This is a genomic window from Sphingomonas naasensis (assembly GCF_004792695.1).
Taxonomy (GTDB): domain Bacteria; phylum Pseudomonadota; class Alphaproteobacteria; order Sphingomonadales; family Sphingomonadaceae; genus Sphingomonas; species Sphingomonas naasensis.
Map to the genome: position 1 here is coordinate 57,012 of NZ_SRXU01000005.1, position 26,847 is coordinate 83,858.

At 68.5% G+C, this 26,847-nt stretch carries 24 protein-coding genes; 8 read left to right on the forward strand and 16 right to left on the reverse strand.

Annotated elements, in window-relative coordinates; all coding sequences use genetic code 11:
* Window position 1: 1 nt before the first annotated feature.
* A complete protein-coding gene (locus E5A74_RS12205) occupies window positions 2–2,788 on the reverse strand; it encodes a TonB-dependent receptor (protein WP_135985309.1) in 2,787 nt (928 codons plus the stop codon).
* A 317-nt stretch (window positions 2,789–3,105) separates the two neighbouring features.
* Between E5A74_RS12205 and E5A74_RS12210 the strand changes: the two genes are divergently transcribed.
* On the forward strand, window positions 3,106–4,134 hold the full coding sequence (locus E5A74_RS12210) for a LacI family DNA-binding transcriptional regulator (RefSeq protein ID WP_135985311.1): 1,029 nt from the start codon (window positions 3,106–3,108) through the stop codon (window positions 4,132–4,134).
* Window positions 4,135–4,291: 157 nt separating this feature from the next.
* Entirely contained in the window at window positions 4,292–5,782 is a 1,491-nt protein-coding gene (locus E5A74_RS12215) for an MFS transporter (protein WP_135985313.1), read from the forward strand.
* Here the strand turns inward: E5A74_RS12215 and E5A74_RS12220 are convergent.
* Genes E5A74_RS12220 through glmM form a run of 6 tightly spaced genes read right to left on the reverse strand, consistent with a single transcriptional unit; the run spans window position 5,779 to window position 10,175 of the window.
* Window positions 5,779–6,615 carry a TIGR00266 family protein gene (locus tag E5A74_RS12220; protein WP_135985315.1) on the reverse strand — a complete coding sequence of 279 codons (837 nt, stop codon included), beginning with the start codon at window positions 6,613–6,615 and terminating at the stop codon, window positions 5,779–5,781. The genes E5A74_RS12215 and E5A74_RS12220 overlap by 4 nt on opposite strands.
* 14 nt (window positions 6,616–6,629) lie before the next feature.
* Window positions 6,630–7,274, reverse strand: a complete 645-nt coding sequence (locus E5A74_RS12225; protein ID WP_135985317.1) for a ribonuclease HII — start codon at window positions 7,272–7,274, stop codon at window positions 6,630–6,632.
* The gene (gene thiD / locus E5A74_RS12230; RefSeq protein ID WP_135985319.1) at window positions 7,267–8,424 is read right to left on the reverse strand and encodes a bifunctional hydroxymethylpyrimidine kinase/phosphomethylpyrimidine kinase; all 1,158 of its coding nucleotides are present in this window, start codon (window positions 8,422–8,424) and stop codon (window positions 7,267–7,269) included. The genes E5A74_RS12225 and thiD overlap by 8 nt, the downstream gene beginning before the upstream one ends.
* Window positions 8,425–8,428: 4 nt before the next feature.
* Window positions 8,429–8,653: a DUF1272 domain-containing protein gene (locus E5A74_RS12235; RefSeq protein ID WP_135985321.1), complete on the reverse strand. Its 225-nt coding sequence runs from the start codon at window positions 8,651–8,653 to the stop codon at window positions 8,429–8,431.
* On the reverse strand, window positions 8,653–8,838 hold the full coding sequence (locus tag E5A74_RS12240; RefSeq protein ID WP_135985323.1) for a hypothetical protein: 186 nt from the start codon (window positions 8,836–8,838) through the stop codon (window positions 8,653–8,655). The genes E5A74_RS12235 and E5A74_RS12240 overlap by 1 nt, the downstream gene beginning before the upstream one ends.
* Window positions 8,835–10,175, reverse strand: coding sequence for a phosphoglucosamine mutase (gene glmM / locus E5A74_RS12245; protein WP_135985326.1), 1,341 nt, complete (start codon window positions 10,173–10,175; stop codon window positions 8,835–8,837). The genes E5A74_RS12240 and glmM overlap by 4 nt, the downstream gene beginning before the upstream one ends.
* 72 nt (window positions 10,176–10,247) lie before the next feature.
* Between glmM and E5A74_RS12250 the strand changes: the two genes are divergently transcribed.
* The gene (locus E5A74_RS12250) at window positions 10,248–11,516 is read left to right on the forward strand and encodes a dicarboxylate/amino acid:cation symporter (RefSeq protein WP_135985329.1); all 1,269 of its coding nucleotides are present in this window, start codon (window positions 10,248–10,250) and stop codon (window positions 11,514–11,516) included.
* A gap of 10 nt (window positions 11,517–11,526) precedes the next feature.
* Here E5A74_RS12250 and gorA read toward each other — a convergent pair whose 3' ends face one another.
* Both gorA and E5A74_RS12260 read right to left on the reverse strand, forming a co-directional pair.
* Window positions 11,527–12,873, reverse strand: coding sequence for a glutathione-disulfide reductase (gorA, locus tag E5A74_RS12255; protein WP_135985331.1), 1,347 nt, complete (start codon window positions 12,871–12,873; stop codon window positions 11,527–11,529).
* A 63-nt stretch (window positions 12,874–12,936) separates the two neighbouring features.
* Window positions 12,937–13,692: a DUF6683 family protein gene (locus tag E5A74_RS12260; RefSeq protein ID WP_135985333.1), complete on the reverse strand. Its 756-nt coding sequence runs from the start codon at window positions 13,690–13,692 to the stop codon at window positions 12,937–12,939.
* 232 nt (window positions 13,693–13,924) lie between these two features.
* Between E5A74_RS12260 and E5A74_RS12265 the strand changes: the two genes are divergently transcribed.
* Window positions 13,925–14,836: an NmrA family NAD(P)-binding protein gene (locus E5A74_RS12265; protein WP_206365848.1), complete on the forward strand. Its 912-nt coding sequence runs from the start codon at window positions 13,925–13,927 to the stop codon at window positions 14,834–14,836.
* A 44-nt stretch (window positions 14,837–14,880) separates the two neighbouring features.
* On the opposite strand, the gene E5A74_RS12270 is transcribed toward E5A74_RS12265, so the two are convergent.
* Both E5A74_RS12270 and pgi read right to left on the reverse strand, forming a co-directional pair.
* Entirely contained in the window at window positions 14,881–15,186 is a 306-nt protein-coding gene (locus E5A74_RS12270) for an alkylphosphonate utilization protein (RefSeq protein WP_135985335.1), read from the reverse strand.
* Complete coding sequence (gene pgi / locus E5A74_RS12275; protein WP_240699787.1) at window positions 15,186–16,676, reverse strand: glucose-6-phosphate isomerase; 1,491 nt, start codon at window positions 16,674–16,676, stop codon at window positions 15,186–15,188. Before pgi ends, E5A74_RS12270 begins: the two co-directional genes overlap by 1 nt.
* Window positions 16,677–16,780: 104 nt before the next feature.
* On the opposite strand from pgi, the gene lepB reads away from it, so the two are divergent.
* From lepB to era, 3 genes are read left to right on the forward strand one after another with little or no spacing between them, the layout of a single operon-like run.
* Window positions 16,781–17,668 carry a signal peptidase I gene (lepB, locus tag E5A74_RS12280; RefSeq protein WP_135985339.1) on the forward strand — a complete coding sequence of 296 codons (888 nt, stop codon included), beginning with the start codon at window positions 16,781–16,783 and terminating at the stop codon, window positions 17,666–17,668.
* Window positions 17,669–17,679: 11 nt separating this feature from the next.
* Window positions 17,680–18,336, forward strand: a complete 657-nt coding sequence (gene rnc / locus E5A74_RS12285) for a ribonuclease III (RefSeq protein WP_208411858.1) — start codon at window positions 17,680–17,682, stop codon at window positions 18,334–18,336.
* 41 nt (window positions 18,337–18,377) lie between these two features.
* On the forward strand, window positions 18,378–19,283 hold the full coding sequence (era, locus tag E5A74_RS12290; protein WP_135985341.1) for a GTPase Era: 906 nt from the start codon (window positions 18,378–18,380) through the stop codon (window positions 19,281–19,283).
* Here the strand turns inward: era and E5A74_RS12295 are convergent.
* The 3 genes from E5A74_RS12295 to E5A74_RS12305 all read right to left on the reverse strand — a co-directional run bounded on the left by E5A74_RS12295 (window position 19,280) and on the right by E5A74_RS12305 (window position 21,978).
* On the reverse strand, window positions 19,280–19,987 hold the full coding sequence (locus E5A74_RS12295; protein WP_135985343.1) for an NAD-dependent deacylase: 708 nt from the start codon (window positions 19,985–19,987) through the stop codon (window positions 19,280–19,282). The two genes, era and E5A74_RS12295, sit on opposite strands and share 4 nt — an antisense overlap.
* Before the next feature lie 110 nt (window positions 19,988–20,097).
* Window positions 20,098–20,778 carry a DUF998 domain-containing protein gene (locus E5A74_RS12300; RefSeq protein WP_166745761.1) on the reverse strand — a complete coding sequence of 227 codons (681 nt, stop codon included), beginning with the start codon at window positions 20,776–20,778 and terminating at the stop codon, window positions 20,098–20,100.
* Between the two features lie 231 nt (window positions 20,779–21,009).
* Window positions 21,010–21,978 carry a hypothetical protein gene (locus E5A74_RS12305; protein WP_206365849.1) on the reverse strand — a complete coding sequence of 323 codons (969 nt, stop codon included), beginning with the start codon at window positions 21,976–21,978 and terminating at the stop codon, window positions 21,010–21,012.
* Window positions 21,979–22,310: 332 nt separating this feature from the next.
* Here E5A74_RS12305 and E5A74_RS12310 point away from each other — a divergent pair, with 332 nt between their 5' ends.
* Window positions 22,311–23,060 carry an SDR family NAD(P)-dependent oxidoreductase gene (locus tag E5A74_RS12310; RefSeq protein WP_135985347.1) on the forward strand — a complete coding sequence of 250 codons (750 nt, stop codon included), beginning with the start codon at window positions 22,311–22,313 and terminating at the stop codon, window positions 23,058–23,060.
* A gap of 15 nt (window positions 23,061–23,075) precedes the next feature.
* On the opposite strand, the gene E5A74_RS12315 is transcribed toward E5A74_RS12310, so the two are convergent.
* Window positions 23,076–23,702, reverse strand: coding sequence for a response regulator transcription factor (locus E5A74_RS12315; RefSeq protein WP_135985349.1), 627 nt, complete (start codon window positions 23,700–23,702; stop codon window positions 23,076–23,078).
* Window positions 23,695–26,772 (reverse strand): sensor histidine kinase, encoded by a 3,078-nt coding sequence (locus E5A74_RS12320; RefSeq protein ID WP_135985351.1) that lies wholly within the window; start codon window positions 26,770–26,772, stop codon window positions 23,695–23,697. Before E5A74_RS12320 ends, E5A74_RS12315 begins: the two co-directional genes overlap by 8 nt.
* Window positions 26,773–26,847 lie beyond the last annotated feature (75 nt).

Below are 26,847 nucleotides of genomic sequence, written 5' to 3' on the forward strand. Positions count from 1 at the left end.
TTCAGAACTTGTACGTGAGGCCGAGATAGTAGTCGCGACCATAGCGCTGATATTCACGCGCCAGCCGCTGGTCGCCGGCCTCGGTGGTCACGAACGGCGCGTCGGTGATGTTCTTCGCCTGGGCGAGGATCGACAGGCCGGTGAGCGGACCGCTCTGGAACTCGTAGCCGATCTGGGCATCGAGCACGCCTTCGGCCTTGCCGGTGCGATATTCGGGATTGGCCGAGAGGCCCGCCAGCTCGGCGAGGAACTCGTCGCGCCAGCGATAGGTGGCGCGCGCCTGGAAGCCGTTCTTCTCGAAATAGGCGGTGCCCGACGCGATCCACTTCGACTGGCCCGGCAGCGTCACCGGGCTGTTGTTGGCATAGACGATCTTGCTGTCGACATAGGAGCCGCTGGCGAAGATGCCGAAACCGTCGAGCGCCGAGCTGAACACGCCGAACGGCAGCGACGCGGTCGCCTCGACGCCGAGGATCTCGCCGCGGCCGGTGTTCGCCGGCTGCTTGACCAGACCGAACTGCGCGTTCTGCGCCACCACGATCGCGCGCTGCGCGGGCGGCAGCACCGAGAGCAACGGCGAGAAGTCGTAAAGCACGCTGTCGTTGGGATCGACGAAATCGGTGAGGTGCTTGAAGAAGCCGGTCAGCGCCAGATAGCCGCCGCCATGGAAGTATTTCTCGAACGACACGTCGATATTGGTCGACTGATAGGGCTTGAGCGCGAAATTGCCGCCGTTCGAGCTGAACGGGCTGTTCTGCGGCGCGCTGCCGAGGCCGATCTTCGAGAAATCGATGCTCACCGCCTGGGTGATGCGCTCCTGATCGAGGCGCGGGCGGATCATCGTCTTGGCGGCGCCGAGCTTGATGAAGAAGCCGTCCTCGAGCTCGACGCTGAACGTCGCCGAGGGCAGGAAGTGGGTATAGCTCGTCTCATCCGCCACCGGCGAGGTGGTGACGGCGCCGCCCTGGAGCGCGGCGATCTGGCCGGTCGAGCCCTGAATGGTGTGGACCACCTGGAAGCCGAGCGAGCCCTTCAGCGCCTTGCCCCCGACGGTGCCGTCGACCGCGAGCTTGGCATAGCCGGTCCACACCTTCTCGGTGATGACATTGTCGCGGACCAGCGAGTCCGGCCGGTTGTCGAACACCTGGTTGAGCAACCCATAGACCTTGAGCGGATCATAGGTGAGCATCGCGGGCACGCCGAGATAATCGAGCGAGACCTGCTCATCGAGCACCGCATCGGCCGGCACCGCGAAGCTGAGCGGCGTGCCGCTGGCGACGGTGCAGTTGGTGCCGCCGCCCGGCGGGCAGAGGAAGTAGGACTTGTAGCGGCTCTGCTTCTCGCGGCGGCTGAAATTGCCACCCACTTCCCAGCGGCTGAAGATGCTGCCGGCGATCTCGCCGTTGAAGCTGGCGCGCAGCGACTTGAGATCGTCGGTGAAGTCCGGACGATTGAGGAAGCCGGCCTGCACCACGGTCTGGGTGCCGTTGAAGCCCCAGCCACGCGGATCGGTGAGGCTGATGATCCCGGTATCGGTGTAATCGATCGTCGGCACGATGTCGTAGGTGCCGTCGCCGTTGTGCGAGATGTGGATCGTGTCCTTCGCGCCCGACTGGTTGTAGCCGGTGCCCGAATAGGTCTCGAGCAGGAAGTCGGTGCGCGTCGCGCGGCTCCAGCTGGCGTCGACGACGAAGTGGATCGTGTCGCTCAGGCGGAAATCATTGTTCCAGCCGAGCGACAGATTCTTGGCCGTACGCTTGTTGAAGTCGTTGCGCTGGACGCCGACGACATTGGTCAGCGTCGCTTCGGTGACGAGGCCGTTCTCGACGGTGTAGCCGGGCTGGATCACGGCGTTCGAGCCCCAGGTCGGCGCGACCGGGAACTCGATGCCGCGCAGCCGCTGCGTCTCCTCGAAGTTCGAATAGAGCGCATCGAAGGTCGAATGGAAATTCTCGCTCGGCTCCCACTCGACCGTGGCGACGCCGCCATAGCGCTTGAGCAGGTTCGACTGAACATAGGGCTTGGCGCCGCCGAGGAAGAGATTGCCGCCGGCGGCAGGCTCGGTCGGGAAGCCCCATGCGGCGTAGCGCTCGATCTGGGTGGGCGTGCTCTGCGCCGACAGGCCGATCGCGATGCCGAGCGTGTCATTGGCGAACTTGTCGACATAGGTCGCCGAGGCGCGATAGCCGTAGCGCGTGCCGTCGGGATTGAGCTTGTCCTTCTCGTTCATCTGGCCGCGCGCCGAGACGACGATGGCGCGCTTCGATTCGAGCGGGCGCAGCATGCGCAGATCGACGGTGCCGGCGATGCCCGCCGCGATCAGCGACGCATCGGCCGACTTGTAGACATTGACCGTCTTGAAGAATTCCGAGGGATATTGGTCATATTCGACGCCGCGATTGTCACCGACGGTGACCTGCTCGCGGCCGTTGAGCAACGTGGTCGAGAAGTCGGGGCCGAGGCCGCGGATCGACAGGCGCTGGTCGCGGCCCTCGAGGCGCTGCGCGGTCACGCCGGGAAGGCGCGCCAGCGAGTCCGCGATCGAGACGTCGGGAAGCTTGCCGATATCCTCGGCCGAGATCGAATCGACGATCATCGCCTGATCGCGTTTGATCGCCGCCGACGAGGCGAGCGAGGCGCGGATGCCGGTGACGACGATGTCCTGGCCGCCGGCGTCCTCGCTCTGCGCCGGATCGGCGGGCGGGGCGTTCTGCGCCACCGCGGGAACTGCGAACGCAGCGAGCGCGAGCGCTGCTGCAAGTGCCTGACCGCTCACCCCAAGGGCCATGCGAGTGGCGCCATGGCCACGATTGGTGTTGATCAAAGTCCGTCTCCCCTAAAACCCGCTGTGCATCCCGGCTCTGGCGGCCGGTTCATTTCGCGTGTGCAACATATGACCCGCAGCAAACTGCGCGTCGTCGGGGCGCACTTCTTCCGAAACCCGGGTGCTCGACCAGCGCACCACATACGTATTCAGTACCGATTGCCGCGCGGCGTGGCGCGTTTACATCACCCCTGCCGTTGACGCGGGAAGCGATCTGCGCTTGTCGTTGCATATTATGCGAAGCGGCGACGACAGCCGCGCGCGGGAAGGGATAGCCGGGCATGCAGCGCAAGCCGACTTCATTCGATATCGCGCAACTCGCGGGGGTTTCGCAGCCCACCGTCTCGCGCGCGCTGCGCGGCGAAGTGGGGGTCAATCCGGCGACGCGGATGCGGATCGAATCGATCGCGCGCCAGCTCAACTACCGCGTCGACAAGGCGGCATCGAACCTGCGCACGCGGCATTCGCAGACGCTGGCGCTGCTGTTCTTCGAGGATCCCACCGCCGACGATTCGCTGATCAACCCGTTCTTCCACTCGATGCTCGGCTCGATCATCCGCGCCTGCGCCGAGCACGACCACGACCTGCTGATCAGCTTCCAGCAGCTCTCCAGCGACTGGCACACCGACTATGAGGATTCGCGCAAGGCCGACGGGATCATCCTGCTCGGCTATGGCGATTACGAGCTCTACCGCTCGCGGCTGAAGGCGCTCGAGGATGCGGGGACGCATTTCGTGCGCTGGGGCTCGGTCCAGTCCGAGGCGTCGGGGCTGACCGTCGGCTGCGACAATCATGGCGGCGGCAAGGACGCGACGCGGCATCTGCTCGATCTCGGCCGGCGCAACATCGCGTTTCTGGGCAGCGCCTCGAGCCATTATCCCGAGTTCCACGATCGCTATCGCGGGCATCTCGCCGCGCTCAAACAGGGCGGGATCATCCCGCGGCCGGGCCTGCAGTTCGACGCGATCACCACCGAGGAAGCGGGCGCCGCCGCCGCGGCGGCGCTGCTCGCCAGCGGCGAGAAGTTCGACGCGATCCTCGCGGCGAGCGACCTGATCGCGATCGGCGCGATGCGCGCGCTCGCCGCGGCGGGCATCGCGGTGCCCGATCAGGTCGCGGTGGTCGGCTTCGACGACATCCCCGCCGCCAGCCAGGCCAGCCCGCCGCTGACCACGGTGATGCAGGATCCGCGGCTGGCCGGGCGCAAGCTCGTCGAGACGCTGATCGGCCGCATCCGCGAGCAACCGGTTGGATCGGCGCTGCTGCCGACCCGGCTGATCGTGCGCAAGTCCTGCGGCTCGGCGACCTAGGGCAGCCATTGCGATCAAGCTTATTTCGTCATCCCGGCCTCGTGCCGGGATCCACCACGCGGCCCGGCGAGACGCCGGAGCCGCCTGCCCTGCCGTTGCGGCACCGTGGATCCCGGCCCAAGGCCGGGATGACGGTTTCAGATTTCCGGAGTCCCGCATGATCGAAAAGCCGCGCCAGTCCCTTGCGGGCCTGTGGAACATCAGTTTCGGGTTCTTCGGCATCCAGATCGGCTTCGCGCTGCAGAACGCGAATATGAGCCGGATCTTCCAGACCTTCGGCGCGAAGATCGACGACCTGTCGTGGCTGTGGGTGGCGGCGCCGCTGACCGGGCTGCTCGTCCAGCCGGTGATCGGGCATCTGAGCGACCGGACCTGGCTGGGGAGGCTCGGCCGGCGGCGGCCCTATTTCTTCGCCGGCGCGCTGCTCGCGGCGCTGTCGCTGATCGCGATGCCGCTGGCGCCGGCCTTGCTGTTCGCCGCGGTGATGCTGTGGGTGCTCGACGCCTCGCTCAACGTCTCGATGGAGCCGTTTCGTGCGTTCGTCGGCGACATGCTGCGCAAGGACCAGCACGCCGCCGGCTATGCCGTGCAGACTGCGTTCATCGGCGCGGGCGCGGTGATCGGCTCGATCTTCCCTTGGGCGCTCGAGCATCTCGGCGTGTCGAATCTCGCGACCGACGGCGGCATCCCCGACACGGTGCGCTTCGCCTTCTGGTTCGGCGGGGCGGCGCTGTTCCTCTCGGTGCTGTGGACCGTGCTGACGACGCGCGAGTACGCGCCCGACGCCATGGCGGCATTCGACGGCCCCGTCGAAGCGCAGGACGAAGCCCCGAGCCTCGCCGCACGCAGCTACGCCGTCAGTCTCGTCTGGCTGACCGCGGGCGCGCTGGTGATCTGGGCGGTGGGGAAGCTCGGACTCGAAAAGGAAGTCTATCTGCTCGGCGCGCTGCTCGCCGGCTACGGCATCGCCAGCGCCGCGGCGATCGCGCTGGCGCGGGCCGGATCGCCGAACAACATGCTGAGCAGCATCGTCGGCGATTTCTCGGGCATGCCGCCGCTGATGAAGCGGCTGGCGGTGGCGCAGTTCTTCAGCTGGTCGGCGCTGTTCATCATGTGGATCAACACCACGCCGATCGTCGCGCAGCGCTTCTTCGGCGCCGCCGACGCGACGAGCCCGCGCTTCCAGGAAGGCGCGAGCTGGGTCGACGTGCTGTTCGCGACCTATAACGGCGTCGCCGCGATCGCCGCGCTGACGCTGCTCCCCTTCCTCGCCCGGCGCATCGGCCAGGCACGCACCCATATCGTCGGGCTGCTGTGCGGCGCGGCGGGCTATGCCAGCTTCTTCGTGATGCCCGACGCGACCTGGCTGATCGCGAGCCAGATCGGCATCGGCATCGCCTGGGCGTCGATCCTCGCCATGCCCTATGCGATCCTCGCCTCGAGCCTGCCGCAGAAGAAGCTCGGCATCTATATGGGGCTGTTCAACGTCTTCGTGGTGGTGCCGCAGCTGCTCGTCGCCACCGCGATGGGATCGATCATGAACCGCTTCTTCCCGGGCGAGCCGATCTGGACGATGGCGTTCGCCGCCGCGACGCTGCTGCTCGCCGCCGCGGCGATGACGCGGGTGGACCGGCTGGTGCGGACCTAGTCGTTGCCGCCGATGAAATCGCCGAGCGAGCCGAGCATCGAGCCCTCGCCGCGATTCTGACCACCCCATGACCCCGAGGCCGCGAGCATCCGGCCGGCGAGGCGCGAGAAGGGCAGCGACTGGATCCAGACATGGCCGGGCCCGGTGAGCCGCGCGAAGAACACGCCCTCGCCGCCGAACACCGTGCTCTTCACGCCGCCGGCCGAGACCAGATCGAAATCGACGGTGGGCGTGAAGGCGGCGACGCAGCCGGTATCGACGTGGAGCTCTTCACCGGGCGCGAGCTGACGCTCGACCACGGTGCCGCCCATCTGCGCGAACACCCAGCCATCGCCCTCGAGCTTCTGCATGATGAAACCCTCGCCGCCGAACAACCCGGTCATCACCTTGCGCTGAAAGGCGACACCGATCGTGACGCCGCGCGCCGCGGCGAGGAAGGCATCCTTCTGGCAGATCAGCTGGCCGCCATAATCGGCGAGCCGCAGCGGCAGGATCGCCCCGGGCACCGGCGAGGCGAAGGCGACCCGCGCCTTGCCGCTGCCGTGATGGGTGAAGACCGTGGTGAACAGGCTCTCGCCGGTGACCAGCCGCTTTCCGGCGCCGAGCAGCTTGCCCATGAAGCCGCCGCCCTGCCCGCCCGATCCGTCGCCGAACACGGTGGTCATCTCGATCGAGGCGTCCTTCCAGACCATCGCGCCCGCCTCGGCGACCGCGCTCTCGCCGGGATCGAGCTCGATCTCGACGAACTGGAGCTCCTGGCCCTTGATCTCGAAATCGATATCGTCGGCGACGCCGGCCGAGCGACGGTGCTGCCACGGATTCTGCGTGAGCATCGGAATTCCCCCCTTTATTCCGCGGCGATCCGCGGCCCGAAATCCAGTTCCGCCTGCGCGACCGGCGCGAAGCTGCGCCGGTGATGCGGCGTCGGCCCGAGGCTGCGCAGCGCGTCCTGATGGAATTTGGCCGCATAGCCCTTGTTCGACTTCCAGCCATAGCCGGGGTGGAGCGCGTCGAGCGCCGCCATCATGCAATCGCGCTGGTGCTTGGCGACGATCGAGGCGGCGGCGATCGACAGGCACAGCGCGTCGCCGCCGACCACGGCATGGCTCTGGTGCGACCAGTCGGGGCAGCGATTGCCGTCGACCAGCACGAAGGCCGGAACGAAGCCGAGCGCCTCGACCGCGCGGGTCATCGCCAGCATCGACGCCCAGAAGATGTTGAGCGTGTCGATCTCCTCGACGCTCGCCACGCCGACCCCGACCCGGGCACAGGCGAGAAGCTGTTCGCACAGCCGCTCGCGCTTCGCCGCGGTGAGCACCTTCGAATCGTCGATGCCTTCGGGAATGCATTTGGGATCGAGCACCACCGCCGCGGCGACCACCGGCCCGGCGAGCGGCCCGCGCCCCGCTTCGTCGACACCGGCGACCGGCCCCTTGTGGAGGCGCTGATAGCGGCGTTCGAACTTCAGATCAGGCCCGGGAGTCTTAGGCATCGTCGAGGCGCCATGGCGGAAAGCGGCGCATCTCGCCAGCCTGATAGAGACGAACCGCGTTGCCGGCCGGATCGCGCAGCCGGGCCTCGCGCCAGCCCCAGGGCTCGTCCTTGGGCTCCTGCTCGAACCGGAAGCCCTGTTGCTGGAGATAGGCGACGGTGACGTCGAGGTCGCCGCATTCGAAATAGACGACCGGGGCGGTGTAGCTCTTGTCGGTGGCGATCGAGAAGGTCGCGCCGCCTTCGCTCTCGAAACGGGCGTAGCGCGGGCTCGCGCGCACCACCTGCCGCAACCCGAGCAGCCGATAGAAGCGCTCGCTGGCGGCGAGATCCTCGGCAGGGACGGTCACCTGATTGAGCATCGGCTCGAAGAAGCTCAGGTTGAGATCGAGCCGGACCCCCTGCTGCCCCATCGGGCCATGGCCGCGGCCGAGCGCGGGCGCGGCGCGCATCGCGATCCGCACGAAGCGGCGCGCGCGGTTCACCGCCTCGGGCAGGTCCCATTCCTGCGCGAGCCCGCACGCGATCGCCGAGGAGAGCGTGCAGCCCGTGCCATGGGTCGCCTCGCTCTCGATCCGCGGATCGCTCCACTCGATCTCGGGCGGATCATCGGGATTGGCCGAATAGAGCCGATCGGTGACTTGCACGCCGGCCCCGTGCCCGCCCTTGGCGAGCACCGCACAGCCATGCGCCGCGACCAGCGCGCGCGCGTCGCCGCCGAGCGCTTCGAGCTCGGGCAAATTGGGCGTCGTCACGCTGGCGCGCGCCATCAGTCGCTCGAATGCGGCGATCGTCGCGTCGTCGGCGAGCGTCGCGCCGCTGGTCGCAACCATCACCGGATCGAACACCACCGGCACGCCGGGCAGCTCGGCGAGCTTCTCGGCCACCGCCAGCGCGGTGCGCGCCGAGCCGATCATACCGATCTTGACCGCGTCGACTCCGATATCGCGGACCACGGCGTCGATCTGGGCGATCACCATGTCGGTGGGGATCGGATGGACCCCGCTCACGCCGAGCGTGTTCTGCGCGGTGATCGCGGTGATCGCGGTCATCGCATGCCCGCCGAGCATCGTGACGGTCTTGATATCGGCCTGGATCCCCGCGCCGCCGCCCGAGTCCGAACCGGCAATGATCAGGATACGCGGAGTCACGACCTTATCCTTTGAACTTGCGTTCCGTGCTCGCCGGATTGTTCGCCAGCGCCTTACCAGCGCGCGTCGGCCGATCCATCAGCTCGCCGCCGCAATTGGGGCACCGGTCGTCGAGCGCATCGGCGCATTCGGCGCAGAAGGTGCATTCGAACGAGCAGATGAACGCACCCGCATCGTCGGCGGGAAGATCGGTGCCGCAGCGTTCGCAATCGGGGCGCATCTCGAGCATCAGCGGCTCCCCAGCACATCGCGGATCGAGAGGCCGACGAACCAGATCGCGGTGACGATCCCGAACACGATCGGCGCATCGTGACGGAGCGACGCCCCGACATGGTTGAGATCGGACAGGACGCTGCCGACCGCGCCCGCCGCACCGACCGCGAGCGACTGTTTGAGGCGCTCGCCCAAGGTCATGCGGCGGCCTCGCGCACGGCGTCGCAGACGCGATCGACCACCGCCTCGACCTGGCCGCGATCGTCGCCTTCGGCCATCACCCGGATCACCGGCTCGGTGCCCGAGGCGCGGATGACGAGGCGGCCATTGCCGTTCAATTCGGCCTCGGCCCCGGCGATGGCGTCCTTGACGCGCGGATCGTCGAGCGGCTTGCCGCCCTTGAAGCGGACATTCTTGAGGATCTGGGGAAGCGGATCGAAGCGGTGGAGCACCTCGCTCGCCGGCGCGCCGGCGCGAACCAGCTCGGCGAGCACCTGCAGCGCCGCGACCAGCCCGTCGCCGGTGGTGGCATAATCGGAGAGGATGATGTGCCCCGACTGCTCGCCGCCGACATTATAGCCCGACGACCGCATCTTCTCGAGGACATAGCGATCGCCGACCGCGGTGCGAACCATGCCCAGCCCCTGCGCGGCGAGATGACGCTCGAGCCCGAGATTGGACATCACCGTGGTGACCAGCCCGCCGCCGGCGAGCCGACCCTGGCGGGCCCAGCCGCCCGCGATCAGCGCCATCAGCTGATCGCCGTCGATCACCCGTCCGGTCTCGTCGACGACGATCAGCCGATCGGCGTCGCCGTCGAGCGCGATGCCGATCTGCGCGCCCGAGGCCACCACGGTCTCGCATAGCGTGTCGGGCGCGGTCGAGCCGACGCCGTCGTTGATGTTCTTGCCATTGGGCGTGACCCCGATCGCGATCACATCGGCACCCAATTCCCACAGCGCCGAGGGGGCGACCTGATACGCCGCGCCATTGGCGCAATCGACCACGACCTTGAGCCCGTCGAGCGTGAGATCCTCGGGGAAGGTCGACTTGGCGGCGTGGATGTAGCGGCCGCGAGCGTCCTCGACGCGACGGGCGCGGCCGATATTGGCCGAGGCCGCCAGCGGCACCTCGCCGTCGATCAGCGCCTCGATCGCCAACTCGTCGGCATCGGACAGCTTGTAGCCATCAGGGCCGAACAGCTTGATGCCGTTATCGGCATAGGGATTGTGGCTCGCCGAGATCATCACGCCCATATCGGCGCGCATCGACTGGGTGAGCATCGCCACGGCGGGCGTCGGCATCGGGCCGACCAGGACGACGTCCATGCCCACCGAAGTGAAGCCGGCGACCATCGCGTTCTCGAGCATATAGCCCGACAGCCGGGTGTCCTTGCCGATCACGACACGGTGGCGATGCTCGCCGCGCGCGAAATGCGCGCCGGCGGCCATGCCGACCTTCATCGCCATCGCCGCCGTCATCGCCGAAACATTGGTCGTGCCCCGAATTCCGTCGGTGCCGAAATATTTTCTTGCCATCTACCGCCTTCTCGCGCCCTTGTGACGCTTCGATACCGCAGTGAATAGCGGTCAAAACCACAAAGGGCGAGCATGTCGCAACCCACCCGTATCCTGTTGTCGCTGATCATCGGCCTTGCCATCGGCGCGCTGCTCGCCGCCCATGCCCCCGCTTCCGCTCTCGCGGCGGCGGATATCGCGCAGCCGATCGGCCAAGCGTGGCTCAACGGGCTGCAGATGACGATCGTGCCGCTGGTCGTCGCGCTGCTGATCACCGGGGTCGCCGCGACGACCGAGGCCGCGCAGGCCGGCCGCCTCGCGGGGCGCGCGATCGCGCTCTACAGCGTGCTGATGTTCCTGTCGGCGGCCGCGGCCGCGCTGCTGACGCCGTTGCTGCTGCAGCTGTTTCCGCTGCCGCAGGAATCGGCGGCGAATTTGCGCGCGGCGCTGTCGGGTGCCGGCCAGATCGGGCCGATGCCGCCGATGGGCGAGTTCCTCGCGGCGATCATCCCGGCCAACATCGTGAAGGCCGCGGCGGAGAATGCCTTCCTCTCGCTGATCATCTTCGCGCTGATCTTCGCCTTCGCGCTCACCCGCGTCGACGAGGCCGGGCGCAAGACGATGACCGGCTTCTTCATCGCGCTGCGCGACGTGATGCTGGTGGTGATCGACTGGGTCTTGTGGGTCGGCCCGCTGGGCGTGTTCGCGCTCGCCTTCGTCGTGGGCGCGAAGGCGGGTACCGGCGCGTTCGGCGCGCTGATTCATTACATCCTGATCGTCTCGGCGGTGGGACTGGCGGTGTCGCTGGTCGCCTATCCGGCCGCGGTGATCGGCGGCCGGGTGCGCTTCCTGCGGTTCGCGCGCGCCGCGCTCCCCAGCCAGGCGGTGGCGATCAGCACCCAATCGTCGCTCGCGACGCTGCCGGTGATGGTCGAGGGGTCGAGCAAGATCGGCGTGCCGGTGGCGGTTTCGGGCGTGACGCTGCCGCTCGCGGTCGCGATCCTGCGCGCCACCGGGCCGGCGATGAACTTCGCGGTCGCGATCTATATCGCCGAATGGTTCGGCGTGCCGCTCACCCCCGCGACGCTGGCGCTGGGCACGATCGTCGCGATGCTGACCTCGCTCGGATCGGTCAGCCTGCCCGGGACGGTGAGCTATATCAGCGCGATCGCGCCGGTCGCCTCGACGCTCGGCGCGCCGGTGGCGCCTTTGGGCCTGCTCGTCGCGGTCGAGACCCTGCCCGACATCATGCGCACCGTGGGCAACGTCACCTGGGACGTCGCCGCCACCGCATGGCTGTCACGCCGCACCGGCAAGGTGCCGCTCGACGAGGCCGACGCGATGCTCGCCGAGCGCGAATAGGCGCTAGCCGCTATTTGAGCAGCACCAGCTCCTCGGCCATGCTCGGGTGGAGCGCGACGGTGTCGTCGAACGCTTCCTTGGTGAGCCCGGCCTTCACCGCCACCGCGGCGCCCTGGAGGATCTCCGGCGCATCGGGACCGATCATGTGGATGCCGACCACCCGGCCGGTCATCCCGTCGCACACCATCTTGTAGAGCGCGCGCTCGTTGCGATTGGCGAGGACGTTCTTCATCGCGCGGAAATCGGAGGTGTAGACCTTGACCGAGCCGAGCTTGTTGCGCGCCTCGCCCTCGGTCATGCCGACCGCGGCGATCGGCGGATGGCTGAACACCGCGCTGGGCACGCAGCTGTAATCGACCGTCTTCGGCTTGCCGCCGAACACCGTGTCGGCAAAGGCCTGCCCCTCGCGGATCGCCACCGGCGTCAGCTGGATGCGGTTGGTGACGTCGCCCACGGCATAGATGCTGTCGACGCTCGAGCGGTTCTGCGCGTCGACCTTGACCGCGCCCTTGGCATCGCGCTCGACGCCGACCTCGGCGAGCCCCAGCCCCTCCGAATTGGGCACGCGGCCGGTGGCGAACATCACCACATCGACCTCGACCGGCTCCTGCCCGGTGAGGAACACCTTGAGGCAGCCATTGTCGAGCTTCTCGATTTTCTCGAACTCGGCATGGAAGCGGAAGTCGATGCCCTTGGTCAGCGAGATCTGGAGCAGCCGGTCGCGGACCGAATGATCATAGCCGCGCAGGATCACGTCGGTGCGGTTGACCACGATGACGTGGCTGCCGAACTCGTTGAAGATTCCGGCGAACTCGTTGGCGATATAGCCGCCGCCGGCGATCAGAATGCGCCGCGGCAGGCTATCGAGGTGGAAGGCCTCGTTCGAGGTGATGCCGTGCTCGCTGCCGGGGAATTCGGGAACATGCGGATGCGCGCCGGTGGCGATGAGGATGTATTTCGACGTCACCTTCCTGCCCGAGGCGAGCGTGACCTCGTGCGGGCCGGTGACGGTGGCGCGCTCGAGGATGATCTCGGCGCCGGCATTCTCGAGCCCCTGGGTGTAGAGGCCGTTGAGCCGATCGACATCGGCGAGGACGTTGTCGCGCAAGGTCGCCCAGTCGAAATCGCACTCGGGCACCTGCCAGCCGAAGCGCTTGGCGTCCTTGAGATCCTCGGCGAAATGCGCGCCATAGACGAGCAGCTTCTTGGGGACGCAGCCGCGGATCACGCAGGTGCCGCCGACGCGATATTCCTCCGCGACCGCGACCTTCGCGCCATAGGCCGAGGAGACGCGCGACGCCCGCACGCCGCCCGACCCGGCGCCGATGACGAAGAGGTCGTAATCATAGTCAGCCATGGTCGGTCCTTCTGCCCGCGAATGCCCGGCAGATAGGCGCTGGCAGAGCGATTGGAAACCGCCTCAGGCGGGAACGAACCCCGTGAGGGTGACGCGCAGCCGGCGCAGATCGACGCCCATCTCGTTGCGGAAGCGCGCGGTGGCCGCGTCGCCGAGCTTTCCGAGCGTTGCCGGGTCCTTCCCCGACATCGCCTCGCCATAGGCGGCGGCGTGGAGCAGGAAGTTGAGCATCCAGATCTCGGCCATCTCCTGGCGCTGCGCGTCGCTCAACCGGGTGAATTGCGGATTGGCGGCGAGCAGCGCGCGGCACTGATCGCGCACCGCGCGCGCTTCCGCGCCGGTGTTGCTGGTGCGGCCGTTGGCGATCATCCAGTTGAGCAGCCAATAGGCGCCGAGCGCATCGGCGGCATCGCCCGCGCGCAGCCCGTCCGCGCGCACCGCGGCGCTCCACTGGCCGACGAAATCGGCGTTGAGCAGGGCCTGCCGGATCCGCTGCTTCTGCGCGGCATCGGCGCTGGTGCTGGATCGCAGCCAGTCGGCGAATTGCCGGCGAACGCGCGCGGTGACCGAGGGGGAGGAGCGGTAGCCGGTGGCTGCGACCGCGGCGGGCGGCGCCGGCCCGCGCCGCGTGGCCGCCGGGCGCCGCGTCGCTTCGGTCTCGCCGCGCGCGGCGCGCTTCGCCGAATCGATCGCCGGCTGGAGCAGCAGATTGGTCATCGCGATCTGCTGCGGCAGGCCTTCGAACATCTGCGCGTGGGCGGGCACCGCGCCAACAAGGGCGGCGGCGATGAGTAACGGTTGAAGCCAGCGAATCGTCACAGGGCACTCCTCTGGCGCGCCCCCCCGGGCGCCCAACCGGTTGAGCCCAGCTTGATGACGCGCTCAAACGCCCATGCCGGCCCGTGCGGCAGACGGTTCTCTTCCATCGCCCAAGCGCGCGATCGCGGATCCGGCGAGGCAAGGGCCGGGCCCTCCGGAGCACGCGCTGCCATCGTGGCGCGCCCGTTTCGTCGCGCAGGAGCCGCGGACAGACGCAGCGATGCCCTTGGCGATGAACGCGCATGCCCGCCGGCGGTTGTTCGGGCACAAGGAGAGCGAGATGCACATCATTCTCGGCGGCACCGGCCATGTCGGATCGGCGGTCGCGCGCACATTGCTCGCCGCAGGCGAGCCGGTCACGATCGTCAGCCACGATCCCGCCAAGGGCGAGGAATGGAAAGCGCGGGGCGCAAAGGTTGCGGTCGCCGATGTTCACGACGTCGATGCGCTGCGTTTCGTCTTTCGCAGCGGCCGGCGCGGCTTCCTGCTCAATCCGCCCGCGGCGCCGCGCACCGACACCGATCTGGAGGAGCGGCGCACGATCGCGGCGATCCTCGCGGCGGTCAAGGGCGCGGAACTCGAGAAGCTGGTCGTCGAATCGACCTATGGCGCGCAGCCGGGCACGCGCTGCGGCGACCTCAACACGCTGTGGGAGCTCGAGCGGGGCATCGCGGCGCAACCGATCCCGCATGCGATCAACCGCGGCGCCTATTATTTCACCAACTGGGACGCCAATCTGGAGGAAGTGCGCGACACGGGCGTGCTCCGCACGATGTTCGACGCCGATTTCACGCTGCCGATGGTCGCGCCGGAGGATCTCGGCGCGCACGCCGCGAGGCTGATGACCGACGGTCGCACCGGCATTTTCTATGCCGAAGGCCCGCGCCGCTACACGCCGCGCGACGTCGCCAATGCCTTTGCCGCAGCGCTCGGCCGCACGGTGCGGGTGGAGACCACGCCGCGCGACCAATGGACGCCCGCGTTCAAGGCGCTCGGCTTTTCGAGCCCCGCCGCCGAGAGCTACGCGCGGATGACCGCGGCGACCGCCGACGATCCGGCATTCCCCGCGGAGGCGATCCGCGGAACGACGCGGCTCGAGGACCATATCGCCGCACTGGTCGAGCGCGCCGTGGCGCCCGCCTGAGCGGCGCCCGGGCCGGGCAACGCTCTTCCGCCGGACCGCGCGCCTCAGCGCTTGCGGACGAACTCCGCGCGCAGCACCAGCCCCTTGATGCCTTCGTACTTGCAGTCGATCTCCTGCGCGTCGCCGGTGAGGCGGATCGACTTGATCAGCGTGCCGCGCTTGAGCGTCTGGCCGGCGCCCTTGACGGTAAGGTCCTTGATCAGCGTCACCTGATCGCCGTCGTGCAGGACGTTACCCACCGAATCGCGGACCTCGATCGCGTCTGCGCCCACCCTGGCTGCGGCCTCGGCGGCGGGGATCCATTCCCCGCTCGCCTCGTCATAGACATAGTCGTCGCCGTCGCCCGCCATCAGCCGAACGCGCGCTGGATCAGATCGGTAGTGGAGGCGTCGAAATCGCCGCCCTGCTCGGCCGCCCTGGCCATTTCCTTGCCGAGCTCGACACCGAACTGGTCGAACGGATTGATGCCGAGCAGCACCGCGTTGACGAAGGTGCGCTGCTCGTAGAACGCCAGCAGCGCGCCCAGCGTGCGCGGATCGAGGCGATCGAGCAGCAGGGTCGAGGACGGGCGGTCGCCCGGATAGGCGCGCGCCTGATCCTGATGCGCGCGGCCGGCCATCAGCGCGGCGCCCTGCGCGAACATGTTGAGCAGCAGCTGGTTGTGGTGCGAATCGGCCTGGCTGTCGCCCGGCTCGATCACGCCGACGAACTCGACCGGGACCAGCCGCGTGCCCTGATGGAGCAGCTGGAACACCGCGTGCTGCGCATCGGTGCCGACCCCGCCCCACGTGATCGGCGCGGTGGGCCAAGTGACCGGCTGGCCGTCGGCGGTGACGCGCTTGCCGTTCGATTCCATCTCGAGCTGCTGGAGATAGCTCGGCAGCAGGCGCAGCCGTTCGTCATAGGCGAAGGTCGCCCGCGTCTCGCAGCCGCGCGCCTGGGTGTAATAGAGATCGGCGAACGCAGCGAGCGCGGGCGCGTTCTTTTCCAGCGGCGTCAGGCGGAAATGCCGATCCATCTCGGCGGCGCCTTCGAGCATTTCCTCGAACGCGTCCCAGCCGAGCGCCAGCGCCGCCGGGAAGCCGATCGACGACCAGAGCGAATAGCGCCCGCCGACCGATTCGGCGAAGGGCAGCACCCGGGTCTCGTCGACGCCCCAGGCGATCGCCTTGTCCGGCGCCGCGGTGAGCGCGATCACCCGGCCATAGGGATCCTCGACGCCGTTGCCCTGCAGCCAGCCCAGCGCGCTGTCGGCGTTGAGCATCGTCTCGGTGGTGGTGAAGGTCTTGGAGGCGACCGCGATGATCGTCGCCTGCGGATCGAAGCGATCAAACGCCTCCTCCAGCGCGAGCCCGTCGACGTTCGACACCACCGCGACGTCGTAGCGATCGGCGTCGCGGCCGAGCGCGTCGACGAGCAGATCGGGCCCGAGCGCCGACCCGCCGATGCCGATGTGGAGGATGTGGCGCACCGGACCGAGCGCCTCGGCCTCGATCGCGTCGATCAGCGCGCGCATCCGGCCATGGAAGCCGCGCGCGCGCGCCACGCTCTCGGGGGCGCCCTCGCCGCGTTCGGCGGTGTGCTCGGCGGCGCGACCCTCGGTGACGTTGATCGCATGGCCGGCGAACAGCGCGTCGCGCTTGGCGGCGAGCCCGGTGGAATCGGCGAGCGCGGCGAAGGCCTGCACGGCCTCGGCGGTCAGATGCGTCTTGGACCAGTCGAAACGGATGCCGGCGACATCGGCGGACAATGCCGCGACGCGCGACGGATCCGCATCGAAAAGCTGGTTGAGGGGGGCGGGTGTCAGTGCACGGACGGCCGACCAATCGGGCAAGGTCATGTTCATCTCCTTCGACGCAGGCTGCCCCTATCGCGCTGCAGCATCCGCTGCCAGCCGGATTCATCCGCTTGACCTCCCCGTCCAGCCCAAGCACAGCACGCCATATGGATAAAGCGCCCTCCACCGAGCCCGAAGAGCCCGCAGCCGACGCCCCCAAGCCCTATTCGGTGGGGACGGCGAGCGAAAAGCCCAAATCCGAATGGCGCGATCTCGCGTCGTTCCTCGTCAAGCTCGCGCTGATCGTGTTCGTGGTGCGCAGCTTCATCTTCTCGCCCTTCTCGATCCCGAGCGAATCGATGCTGCCGCGGCTGCTGATCGGCGACTATCTGTTCATCACCAAATGGAACTACGGCTATTCGAAGCATTCGCTGCCGTGGAGCCTGCCGCTGATCCCGGGCCGCGTCTTCGGCGGCACGCCCGAGCGCGGCGACGTGGTGGTGTTCAAGGCGCCGCCCGGCAACGACACCGACTGGATCAAGCGCGTCATCGGGCTGCCGGGCGACACGGTGCAGATGATCAACGGCCAGCTCATCCTCAACGGCAAGGCCATTCCCAAGAACCAGATCGCGCAGTTCGTCCTGCCGCTCAGCCCCAATTTCCCTGCGGCGCAGGAGAATGCCGGGCGCGGCTGCCAGGAGCGTTTCCAGACGCTCGATGGGCAGGGCAACCGGGTGTGCAGCATCCCGCGCTATCGCGAGACGCTGCCCAACGGCAAAAGCTACGAAGTGCTCGATCAGGGCAATTATCCGCGCGACAATACCGGCATCTACACCGTGCCCGCCGGCCATGTGTTCCTGATGGGCGACAATCGCGACAACTCGACCGACAGCCGCTTCCCGCACGAGGAAGGCGGCATCGAGTTCGTCCCGCTCGAGAATCTCGAGGGCAAGGCGGTCGTCAATTTCTGGTCGACCGACGGCAGCGCCAACTGGTTCCTGCCGTGGACGTGGTTCACCGCCGCGCGCTGGAGCCGGATCGGAGAAGGCTTCTGACCGCCGCCGCGCTGGGGGGCTGGATCGTCGAGACCTTCGGCCGCGAGCCTGCAGACCTCGCGCCCTATCAGCGTGCGCTGACCCATGGCAGCCAGGCGGCAGCCAATTACGAGCGGCTCGAGTTCCTCGGCGATCGCGTGCTCGGCCTCGTCATCGCCGAATGGCTGTTTGAGCGCTTCGTCAACGAGCCCGAAGGCGCGCTCTCGCGCCGGCTCAACGCGCTGGTCACCGGGCCGGTCTGCGCCGAGGTCGCGCGCGAGCTTGGCGTGGCGCGGTTTCTGCGGCTCGGCAAGCAGGCGCGCGAGGATGGCGCGGCCGACAGCGACAATGTGCTAGGCGACGTGATCGAGGCGTTGATCGGCGCCTTCTATCTCGAATTCGGCCTCGAGCCGGCCCGCGGCTTCATCCGCAGGGCGTGGGCACCGCGGATCGACACGCAGGGCCAGGCGCCCAAGCATCCCAAATCGGCGCTGCAGGAATGGGCCGCCGCGAACAATCGTCGACCGCCCGAATATGACGTGGTCGATCGTTCGGGCCCGAACCATTCGCCGCGCTTCACCGTAAAGGTCGCGATCGGCAAGCTCGCCGAGGCCACCGGCGAAGGCACCAGCAAGCAGGAAGCCGAGACCGCCGCCGCCGCGGCGCTGCTCGCGAAGCTGCAGAAGTAACGGCCCTCCCACGACGGGAGGCGAAGCGCTAGAGCGACACCATGACCGATTCCCCCACCCAGCATTGCGGCGTCGTCGCCGTGGTCGGCGCGCCCAACGCCGGCAAGTCCACGCTCGTCAACGCGCTCGTCGGCCAGAAGGTCGCGATCGTCAGCCCCAAGGCGCAGACCACGCGCGCGCGGCTGATGGGCATCGCGATCGAAGGCGATGCCCAGCTCATCCTCGTCGATACGCCGGGCATCTTCACCCCCGAGCGCCGGCTCGACCGCGCGATGGTCGCCGCGGCGTGGGAAGGCACCGACGGCGCCGATCTGATCGCTCTGGTGGTCGATGCCAAGGGCGGGATCGGGCCCAAGGTGAGCCAGGTGATCGAGAGCCTCGCCGGGCGGCCCGAGAAGAAGATCCTGATCCTCAACAAGGTCGACGTCGCCGACAAGCCACGGCTGCTCGGCCATGCCGCCAAGCTCAACGAGGCGCTGGCGTTCGACGAGACCTATTTCGTGAGCGCCCAGACCGGCGACGGCGTCCCCGCGCTCAAGGCGGCGCTCGCCGCGGCGATGCCCGAGAGCGCGTGGCATTTCCCCGAGGACCAGGTCTCGGACGCGACCGACCGGATGATCGCCGCCGAAGTCACCCGCGAGCAGCTCTATCTCCAGCTCCACGCCGAGCTGCCCTATGCCAGCGCGGTCGAGACCGAGAAATATTCGGAGCGCCCCGACGGATCGGTCGAGATCCACCAGCAGATCCTCGTCGCGCGCGACACCCAGCGCGCGATCGTGCTCGGCAAGGGCGGCACGCGGATCAAGGAGATCGGCGCCCGCGCCCGCGCGGAATTGTCGCGGATCATGGGCGTGCCGGTGCACCTCTATCTCCACGTCAAGGTCAACCCGCGCTGGGAGGAGGATCGCTCGCTCTATCGCGACATCGGGCTCGACTGGGTCGACTAGCCGCCGGCGAGCATTTCCTCGACCCAGGCGGGGACCAGCGCGCCCGCGCGCCCCATCCGGCTCTCGCCGAACCACAGGCTGCCTTCGGAAGGATCGAGGTTGAGCTCGAGCGTCGCCGCGCGGTGATGGCGCGCGGTCTGGACGAAGCCGGCGGCGGGATAGACCGCGCCCGAGGTGCCGATCGAGACGAACAGGTCGGCCTCGGCGAGCGCGCGCTCGACCTGGTCCATATGATAGGGCATCTCGCCGAAAAACACGATGTCGGGGCGCAGCGCCGGCGTGCCGCAATGGGGGCATTCGCTCTCCGGCGGCAGCGAATCCTCCCAGCCGACGCGATTGCCGCAGGCCGCGCACAGCGCCGATCGCAGCTCGCCATGCATGTGCACGAGTCGCTGCGACCCGGCGCGCTCGTGCAGATCGTCGACATTCTGGGTGACGAGGAGCAGCGCGCCCGGCCATTCGGCATCGAGCCGCGCGAGTGCCCGATGCGCCGCGTTGGGCGCGACGGTGGCGAGCTTCGCCCGGCGTTCGTCATAGAAGCGATGGACCAGCTCGGGATCGTGGGCGAGCGCCTGCGGCGTGCAGACATCCTCGACCCGGTGCCCCTCCCAGAGCCCGCCGGGACCGCGAAAGGTCGCCACGCCGCTCTCGGCCGAGACGCCGGCGCCGGTGAGAATCACGATGTTTCGGATATCGGACGTCATGCGAGACCTCGTCGGGAACGCGATGCGCCGGCAACGAATGGCGGGCCCCATCCGGGCCACCGATCGCCGCCCTGTTCGAAAATTTCCCCGCCACCATTGGGCTGGGGACCTCATGTAGCACAATCGGTCGGCCCTGCACGGCCGCCGGGATCCCGACCGTCATTCCCGTCGGGAGTGGGATGGTGCTTCGGGCGTATCGGCCGGAGTGGGACGAAGCGGGGATGCAACGATGATCGGATCTCGACGCTCTTGATCAGCCAGAAGGCCGCAAAGACGAACACGCCGGCGACCTCGATGATGAGCGTCGAATAGCCGTTTCGCCCCGGCGCGACGATGTCGAGCGCCGAAACGGCGGCCGGCGTCGCGAACATCGCGATGCCCATGACGAGATAGACGCGCCTGAAGATCCTCCGACGCCGCGAGCTGCGCATAAGGCACAGCGTATCCTGCGCGCGGAATATGCACACATAGGCGATCATGACGAAGAAGATGATCGCGCTTGTCGAATGGATGTGCGCCGACAGCGTCGCGGGCGCCTTGGAATCAGGCGGCCAATCCATCGGCAGCAAGGCGACCAGAACCGCCGAGATGCCAGCGACGTTCAGCGCGGCATCTTCCTGAACCGAGTGCCCGCGATAGAAGAACAGGAACGCGCCGATCGCGAACAGCATGCCCACGAACACGTCCCGCATGGTCCCCGCGCAGGGTTCCGACGGATGTGCCGCTGAGAAATGATAATAGGCGCTGAGCGAGGGCTGAACCGCGTCCAGCCCGCCGCCGACAATCAGCACGACGGGAAAGGCGAGCCCGAGGACGCCGATCCCGTTGCGCATGATCACATAGCTTGTCGAGACGCTCAGTGGATCGGCCGGGCGGGCGAATATCTGTTTGGTGGCGGGCTTGAGGACGCGGAGATATCCGCGCGCCCGCACGACCACATTCGCATAGCGTCGGATTGTCCGGCGGATCCGGCCAGGGCGGCCAGGCGCTGGAAAGAGCGACCGCATGTCCGCTCGCCACGATCACGCCAGTCCGGGCGGGTCGCTGGCCGGGAAGCTTTCATCGAGCGCCTCGTCCAGCTCGCGGTCGAGGCGGTCATCGCGGTCCTCGTCGCGCAGACGGCCGGCCAGCCACGAGGCAAGATTGGCGACATAGCGCCGGATCGAACGCTGCGCCGCGGGCGACTGCGCAAGGCCATAGCCCGGTGCCTCGCTGACGAAGCTCGGCGCGCCGGCGGCGGGATCCCAATTATAATCCGCGAAATGGTGGAAGGTCGATTGCGCGACGCCCGGGCCACCGTCGGCGGACGGCTCGAATGCGACGATGAGGTTGAAGCGGTTGCCGCTCGCCTGGCTGACGCCGGTCGCGATCACCCGCGCCGTGGGATCGCCGGCGGGCGCACCGACCGCGCCTTCGTGCGGATGGGCGGGGAGATAGCGGATGCGCCCGTCCGGCGCGGACGGATCGCGCAACAGCGGGTGAAGCGGATCGGCGGCCTCGATCGCCTGGAAGTCACCGTTCGCGCCCGAATGATAGTTCGGCCACAGAATATAGGCGGTCTCACGGTCGTCGATCGTGCGGCGCGCGGCGTCGGGATCGAGATTCTTGCTGTGGAAGAAGTGCGCGTTGCCGACGCCGCCCAGCGTGCATACCGAGCTGCCGAGATCCATGTGATCGCGGGTGACCAGCAGGCCGCGACCCTTGCTCCGGAAGCGTCCGATCGCGGCGCAATCCGCCTCGTGCAGCCCATCGCCGGTATCGACGGCGAACAGCCAGAGCTGGTCGTAGCCCGACTCGTCGAGCGTCGACAGCACCGGATCGGGCGCGCCGGGCGCGGTGCGATCGCGCGCGGTGACTTCGTACAGGGGGGCGCCATCGTCGTCGGTGAGCCCGGCGAGATGGTCGCGCAGCATCGAGAAGCGCGCGATGTTCCAGTCGTCGGCGATCGGCGGGATCGTGGTCTGGAGCAGGATGCGGATCGGCCGGGGCATCGCGGGTTCCTCCATGGCATTGTGGAGCCGGACAGGTGGGACGCTCGACTGCCGTTTCGTTGGCCGCAGGGTGAAATCGGAAAAACCCCTGCGTTCGTCATCCCTGTCGCGTCCGATTGACACGGCTCGGCAAGCTGCTCCGATGCGCCTGTTGGGGAGCGACGCATCGTCCAAGCTCGCGGCCGGTGTGCCAGCGTGCGCCGGCGCCGGATATCGTACGAAGGTATGGCCCGGCCCGTGCTCCGGGCTAGCGCCGGATCGACCACCGCGCGGGTTACCGAACCGCGCGGCGCATCCGAAATCGGTGCCGACACCGATCCGAGGAGCGAGACATGGGCATGCTGAATGGAAAGACCGCGCTGATCACCGGCGCGAGCAGTGGCATCGGACTGGCGATCGCCGAGGCGTTCGCTTCCGAGGGGGCGCAAGTCGTCATCTCGGGCCGCGGCCGGCACGCGCTCGACGCCGCGGTCGCCCGGATCGGTGCGGGCACGCTGGCGTTCGAGGGCGACGCGGCCGATCCCGGGCACCACCGCCGCGTCGCCGGCGAAATCTCGGCGCGGTTCGGCGGGCTCGACATCTACGTCGCCAATGCCGGACGGAACACGATCCGCAACTCGGCCGCGGTTTCGGAGGACGAATATGACGCGCAATTCGCGCTCAACGCCCGCGGCGTGTTCTTCGGCGTGCAGGCCGTCGCGCCAATCCTGCGCGACGGCGGCGCGATCCTGCTCACCGGCTCGCTGGCGAGCGATAAGGTGCTCGAGGGCCATGCCATCTATGCCGGCTCCAAGGCGGCGATCGGTGCCTTCGCGCGCAGCTGGGCGCTCGAGTTCAAGGCACGCGGCATCCGCGTCAACGTGCTGAGCCCGGGCCCGACCGACACTGCGATCCTCGACAAGCTCGGCATCCCGCCCGAGCAGCGCGGCGCCTTCGCCGCGGCGATGGCCGATGCGATCCCGCTCGGCCGGCTGGGGCGGCCCGACGAGCTTGCGCAGGCGGCGCTGTTCCTCGCTTCCGACGCGAGCAGCTTCGTGACCGGCGTCAACCTGCGCGTCGACGGCGGGATGGCCTTGCTCTGAAACCGCGCCCCGGCTTCAGAGCTCGATGATGCCGCGCCGCGCCGCGACGGTGACGGCGTGGGTGCGATCGGTGACGTCGAGCTTGGCGAAGATGTTCTTGAGATGCGCCTTCACGGTCTCTTCGGAGAGCGACAGCGCGTGCGCGACTTCCTTGTTGGCCTTGCCGATCGCGACGAGGCGCAGCACCGCCGCCTCGCGCTCGCTCAGCGTCTCGTCGGTGACGTGGAGCGCGATCTCGGCGGCGACGTCGCCATGGACGTGGCGGCGGCCGTGATGGACGTTGCGGATCGCATCGAGCATCTCGGTCCTGAGGCTGCTCTTGAGCAGATAGCCGGTCGCGCCCGCCTTGAGCGCGCGCACCGCCTGGACGTCGCCGGCATAGGTGGTGAGCACGAGGATGCGCGCCTGCGGGAACTCGCCGCGGATCGCGACGATCGCCTCGAGCCCGTTCATCCCGGGCATCTGCAGGTCCATCAGCGTGACGTCGGGCTGGAGCGTGCGGAACCGCTCGACCGCCTCGGCGCCGCCGCCCGCCTCGCCGACGACGACGATGTCGGCGCGGTCCTCGAGAATCGCCGCGACGCCCTCGCGCAGCAGCGGGTGATCGTCGACGATCAGGATGCGGATGGGCATGTCAGCCATGACCGGGTTCCTTCCTGCGGCGCAGCAGCCGCGCGAGCAGACGCCGCGGCGCATGATCAGTGAAGACGAGCCGGGCGGGCAGCGCGACCGTGACGGCGCTGCCCATGCCGGGGCGGCTGTCGATCGAGAAGCTGCCGCCGATCCGTTCGGCCCGCTCGCGCATCCCGACCAGCCCGAAATGGCCCGGCTTGTGCCCCGTGTCGAGAACCTCGTCGGCAATTCCGATCCCATCGTCGCGTATTTCGACGGCGAGCTGGCGCGTCCCGAAGCGGATGGTGACGTCGACCGAGCGCGCTTTGGCGTGGCGCGCGGCGTTGAACAGCGCCTCGCCGGCGATGCGATCGAGCTCGACCGCGACCAGCGGATCGATCGGCCGCTGCCTGCCTTCGACGATGATGCGGATCGGGATCGCCGGATCGAAGCCCGCGTCGACCGCACGCTCGCTGATCAGCTCGGGCAAGTCGGCCGAGCCCTTCGCGACGCGTAGATTCTGCACCCGATCGCGCCCCTCGGCGAGAATCTCGTCGGCGCGCTCGAGCGCCGCTTCAAGCTGCGCGCGCGACGCGGTTTCGGCGGGCATCTTGTTGGCGACCGACTGGAAGCGCAGCACCAGCCCCTGGACGCTCTGCAGCAACGTATCGTGCAGCTCGCGGGCGATCCGCTCGCGCTCGCCCAGCCGCTCCTCGAGCCGCGCGCGAATGCTGCCGGCGACTTGCGCCACGCGCAGCCGATAGGCCGCGGCCAGCAGCAGGAGTCCCGCCAGCGCACACAGCGCGACGAACCATTTCGACTGGACGAAGGTCGGCGGGATGAGGAATTCGACCGTCGCGCCGGTCTCGTTCCAGATGCCGTTGTCGTTCGCCGCGATCAGGTGGAAGCGATAGCTGCCCGGCGCGAGATTGGTGTAGAAGGCCTGCCGCCGCGTCCCCGCCTCGACCCAGTCGGCATCCTGCCCCTCGATCCGGTAGCGGACCTGCTTCGCGCGCGGGCTGGAGAAGCTCAGCACGGCGAAGTCGATCTGGATGTTCGACGTGCCGGCGGGCAGCGTCAGCGCGGACGGATCGCGATAGACTCGCTTGCGGGTGACGAGCGCGCTCACCGCGACATTGGGCGGAGTGCGGCTTCGCGTGACATCGTGCGGATCGAGCCACAGGGTCCCGGTCTGAACCGCGATCCACAGCCGCCCGTCGCCGCCGCGCACGATCGCGCGCCGGCTGTGCGAATGCGGCCGGCTGCGGAGGCCGTCGACCGCGCCGAACAGCTGGAGCGGCAGCGGTCCGTCGGGGCGGGCGAAGGCACGGTCGAGCTCGGCCGTGGCGATGCGCAGGACGCCGCCCGGGGCGGTCAGCCAGGTGTCGCCCTCGGGCGTTTCCACCAGGCCGTTCACCCCGCTGAGCAGCGGCTCGCGGCGCGCGGAAATCGTCTGGAAAGCATCGCCGCGCAGCCGGGCGAGGCCGAACCTGCCCCCGGCGAAGAGGCTGCCGTCGGCAACCGGCTGGAGCATCGTCTCGGCCGGGGCATAGGGGCCGAGCGGCAACGCGACCGAGCGGCGCGTCGTGCCATCGAGCCGGCTCAGCAGCTGATCGTTCCATTGCAGCACGATCCGGCGCCGCGCGTCGGTCACCATCGATTTCGGCAGGAAGCCGGTGCCGGGAGCGTCGAACATGCGCTGCCAGCGGCCGGCATGGTAGCGCGCCATCCCGCCCAGCGCCGCCGTCAGCCAGAAGTCGCCGGCGGCATCGAACGCGCAGTCATAGATCGTGTCGTGCAGCGGCACGGAGGCGCCGAGCGGACGAACCTGCCCGTCGCGCCAGACCACGACTTCGCGGGTCTGATCCAGCGCGATCCACAGCGCACCGTCCGGCGCCTCGCACAGGGTGCGCGGCGCCGCCGCGCTGCGGTAAATCGGTTCGGGACGTCCGCCAGGACGGACGCGGTACACGATGTGCGCCTGGCCGATATAGACGGTGCCGTCGGCGCCCTGCAGCAGCAGATCGCCGAACGGCCCCGGCCGGGTGAGCTCGGGCTCGAGGCGCAGCGTGGCGGGCCAAAACCGGTCGAGCCCGTTTTCAGTGGCAGCCCAGACATTGCCTTCATGGTCCTGGAAGACCCGCGCAGTGGCGTTGGAGGACAGGCCGTCGCGCGCGGTGAAATGCTCGACTCGCGACACTGCTTCGACGGCCGAGGCAGCACCGCGCGGGTCGGGTCGAGCGACGCGCTGCAAACCGTCATAATAAGTCGCGATCCACAGATTTCCCTCGCGGTCGAACGCGGGCCATCCACGGATCTGGCCGCCATCGGTCGCATAGGGATGGCGCAGAGGCGGCGGGCTTCCGCGCCCCTGCGGTCCGGTGAGCGGATAGCTGCCGCGGCGCTCGGTCAGCCATATTCGCTGCTCGCGGTCCATCGACAGTCGTCCGAGCATGCCGCGCTCGCGGCGGACGAATTCCAGCCTACGGCCATTGCGGGGCAGCCGTGCAACCGAACCGGTGAACGAGATCCAGACGGCGCCGTCGGGGGCAACTTGCATGCCGAACGGATTATCTAGCGGCGCCCCGGCCTCGAGGCCGAATGTAGTCCACTTGCCGTCCCGAAACCGGAGCAACGGCGTGCCGATCCGCTCGGTCAAGACCCAGATCGTGCCATCTGCGGCCTCCTGCATCGCTTGCACGCGCGCGGGGGCGACGGGCGCCCGCAGGAAGCGCAGCTTGCCGTCGCGATAGACCGCGAAACGCCGCGAGCGCTCGAAATTGGTCCAGACCTCGCCGTTGCTCCGTACGAGAATTGCGGACGGTGCGCCCTGCGCGATCAGATCGACGCCGGCGCTGACCGATTCGAAGCGAATGCCGTCGAAGCGGAACAGACCGCTCGCGCTCGCGATCCACAGATAGCCGCTCTTGTCCTGCGCGAGCGCGAATACCGGGCGCGGCGCATCGCTCTCCGCGCTCCAGCGCTGATGGGTGTAATGGCTAAGCCGGCGCGGCGCGATCGTCGGATCGGCAATGGCCTTGCCGCACGCCAGCGCCGCCAGCAGCAGCGCCGCGACGAGAATCGCTCCTCTCAGCTGCATCGCTGTTCCTGCAACTCGCGCTGGATGCCCCCGTACGCCCAATCCCAAAGCGCCCATTCGCCGGGAGGCGGCGCG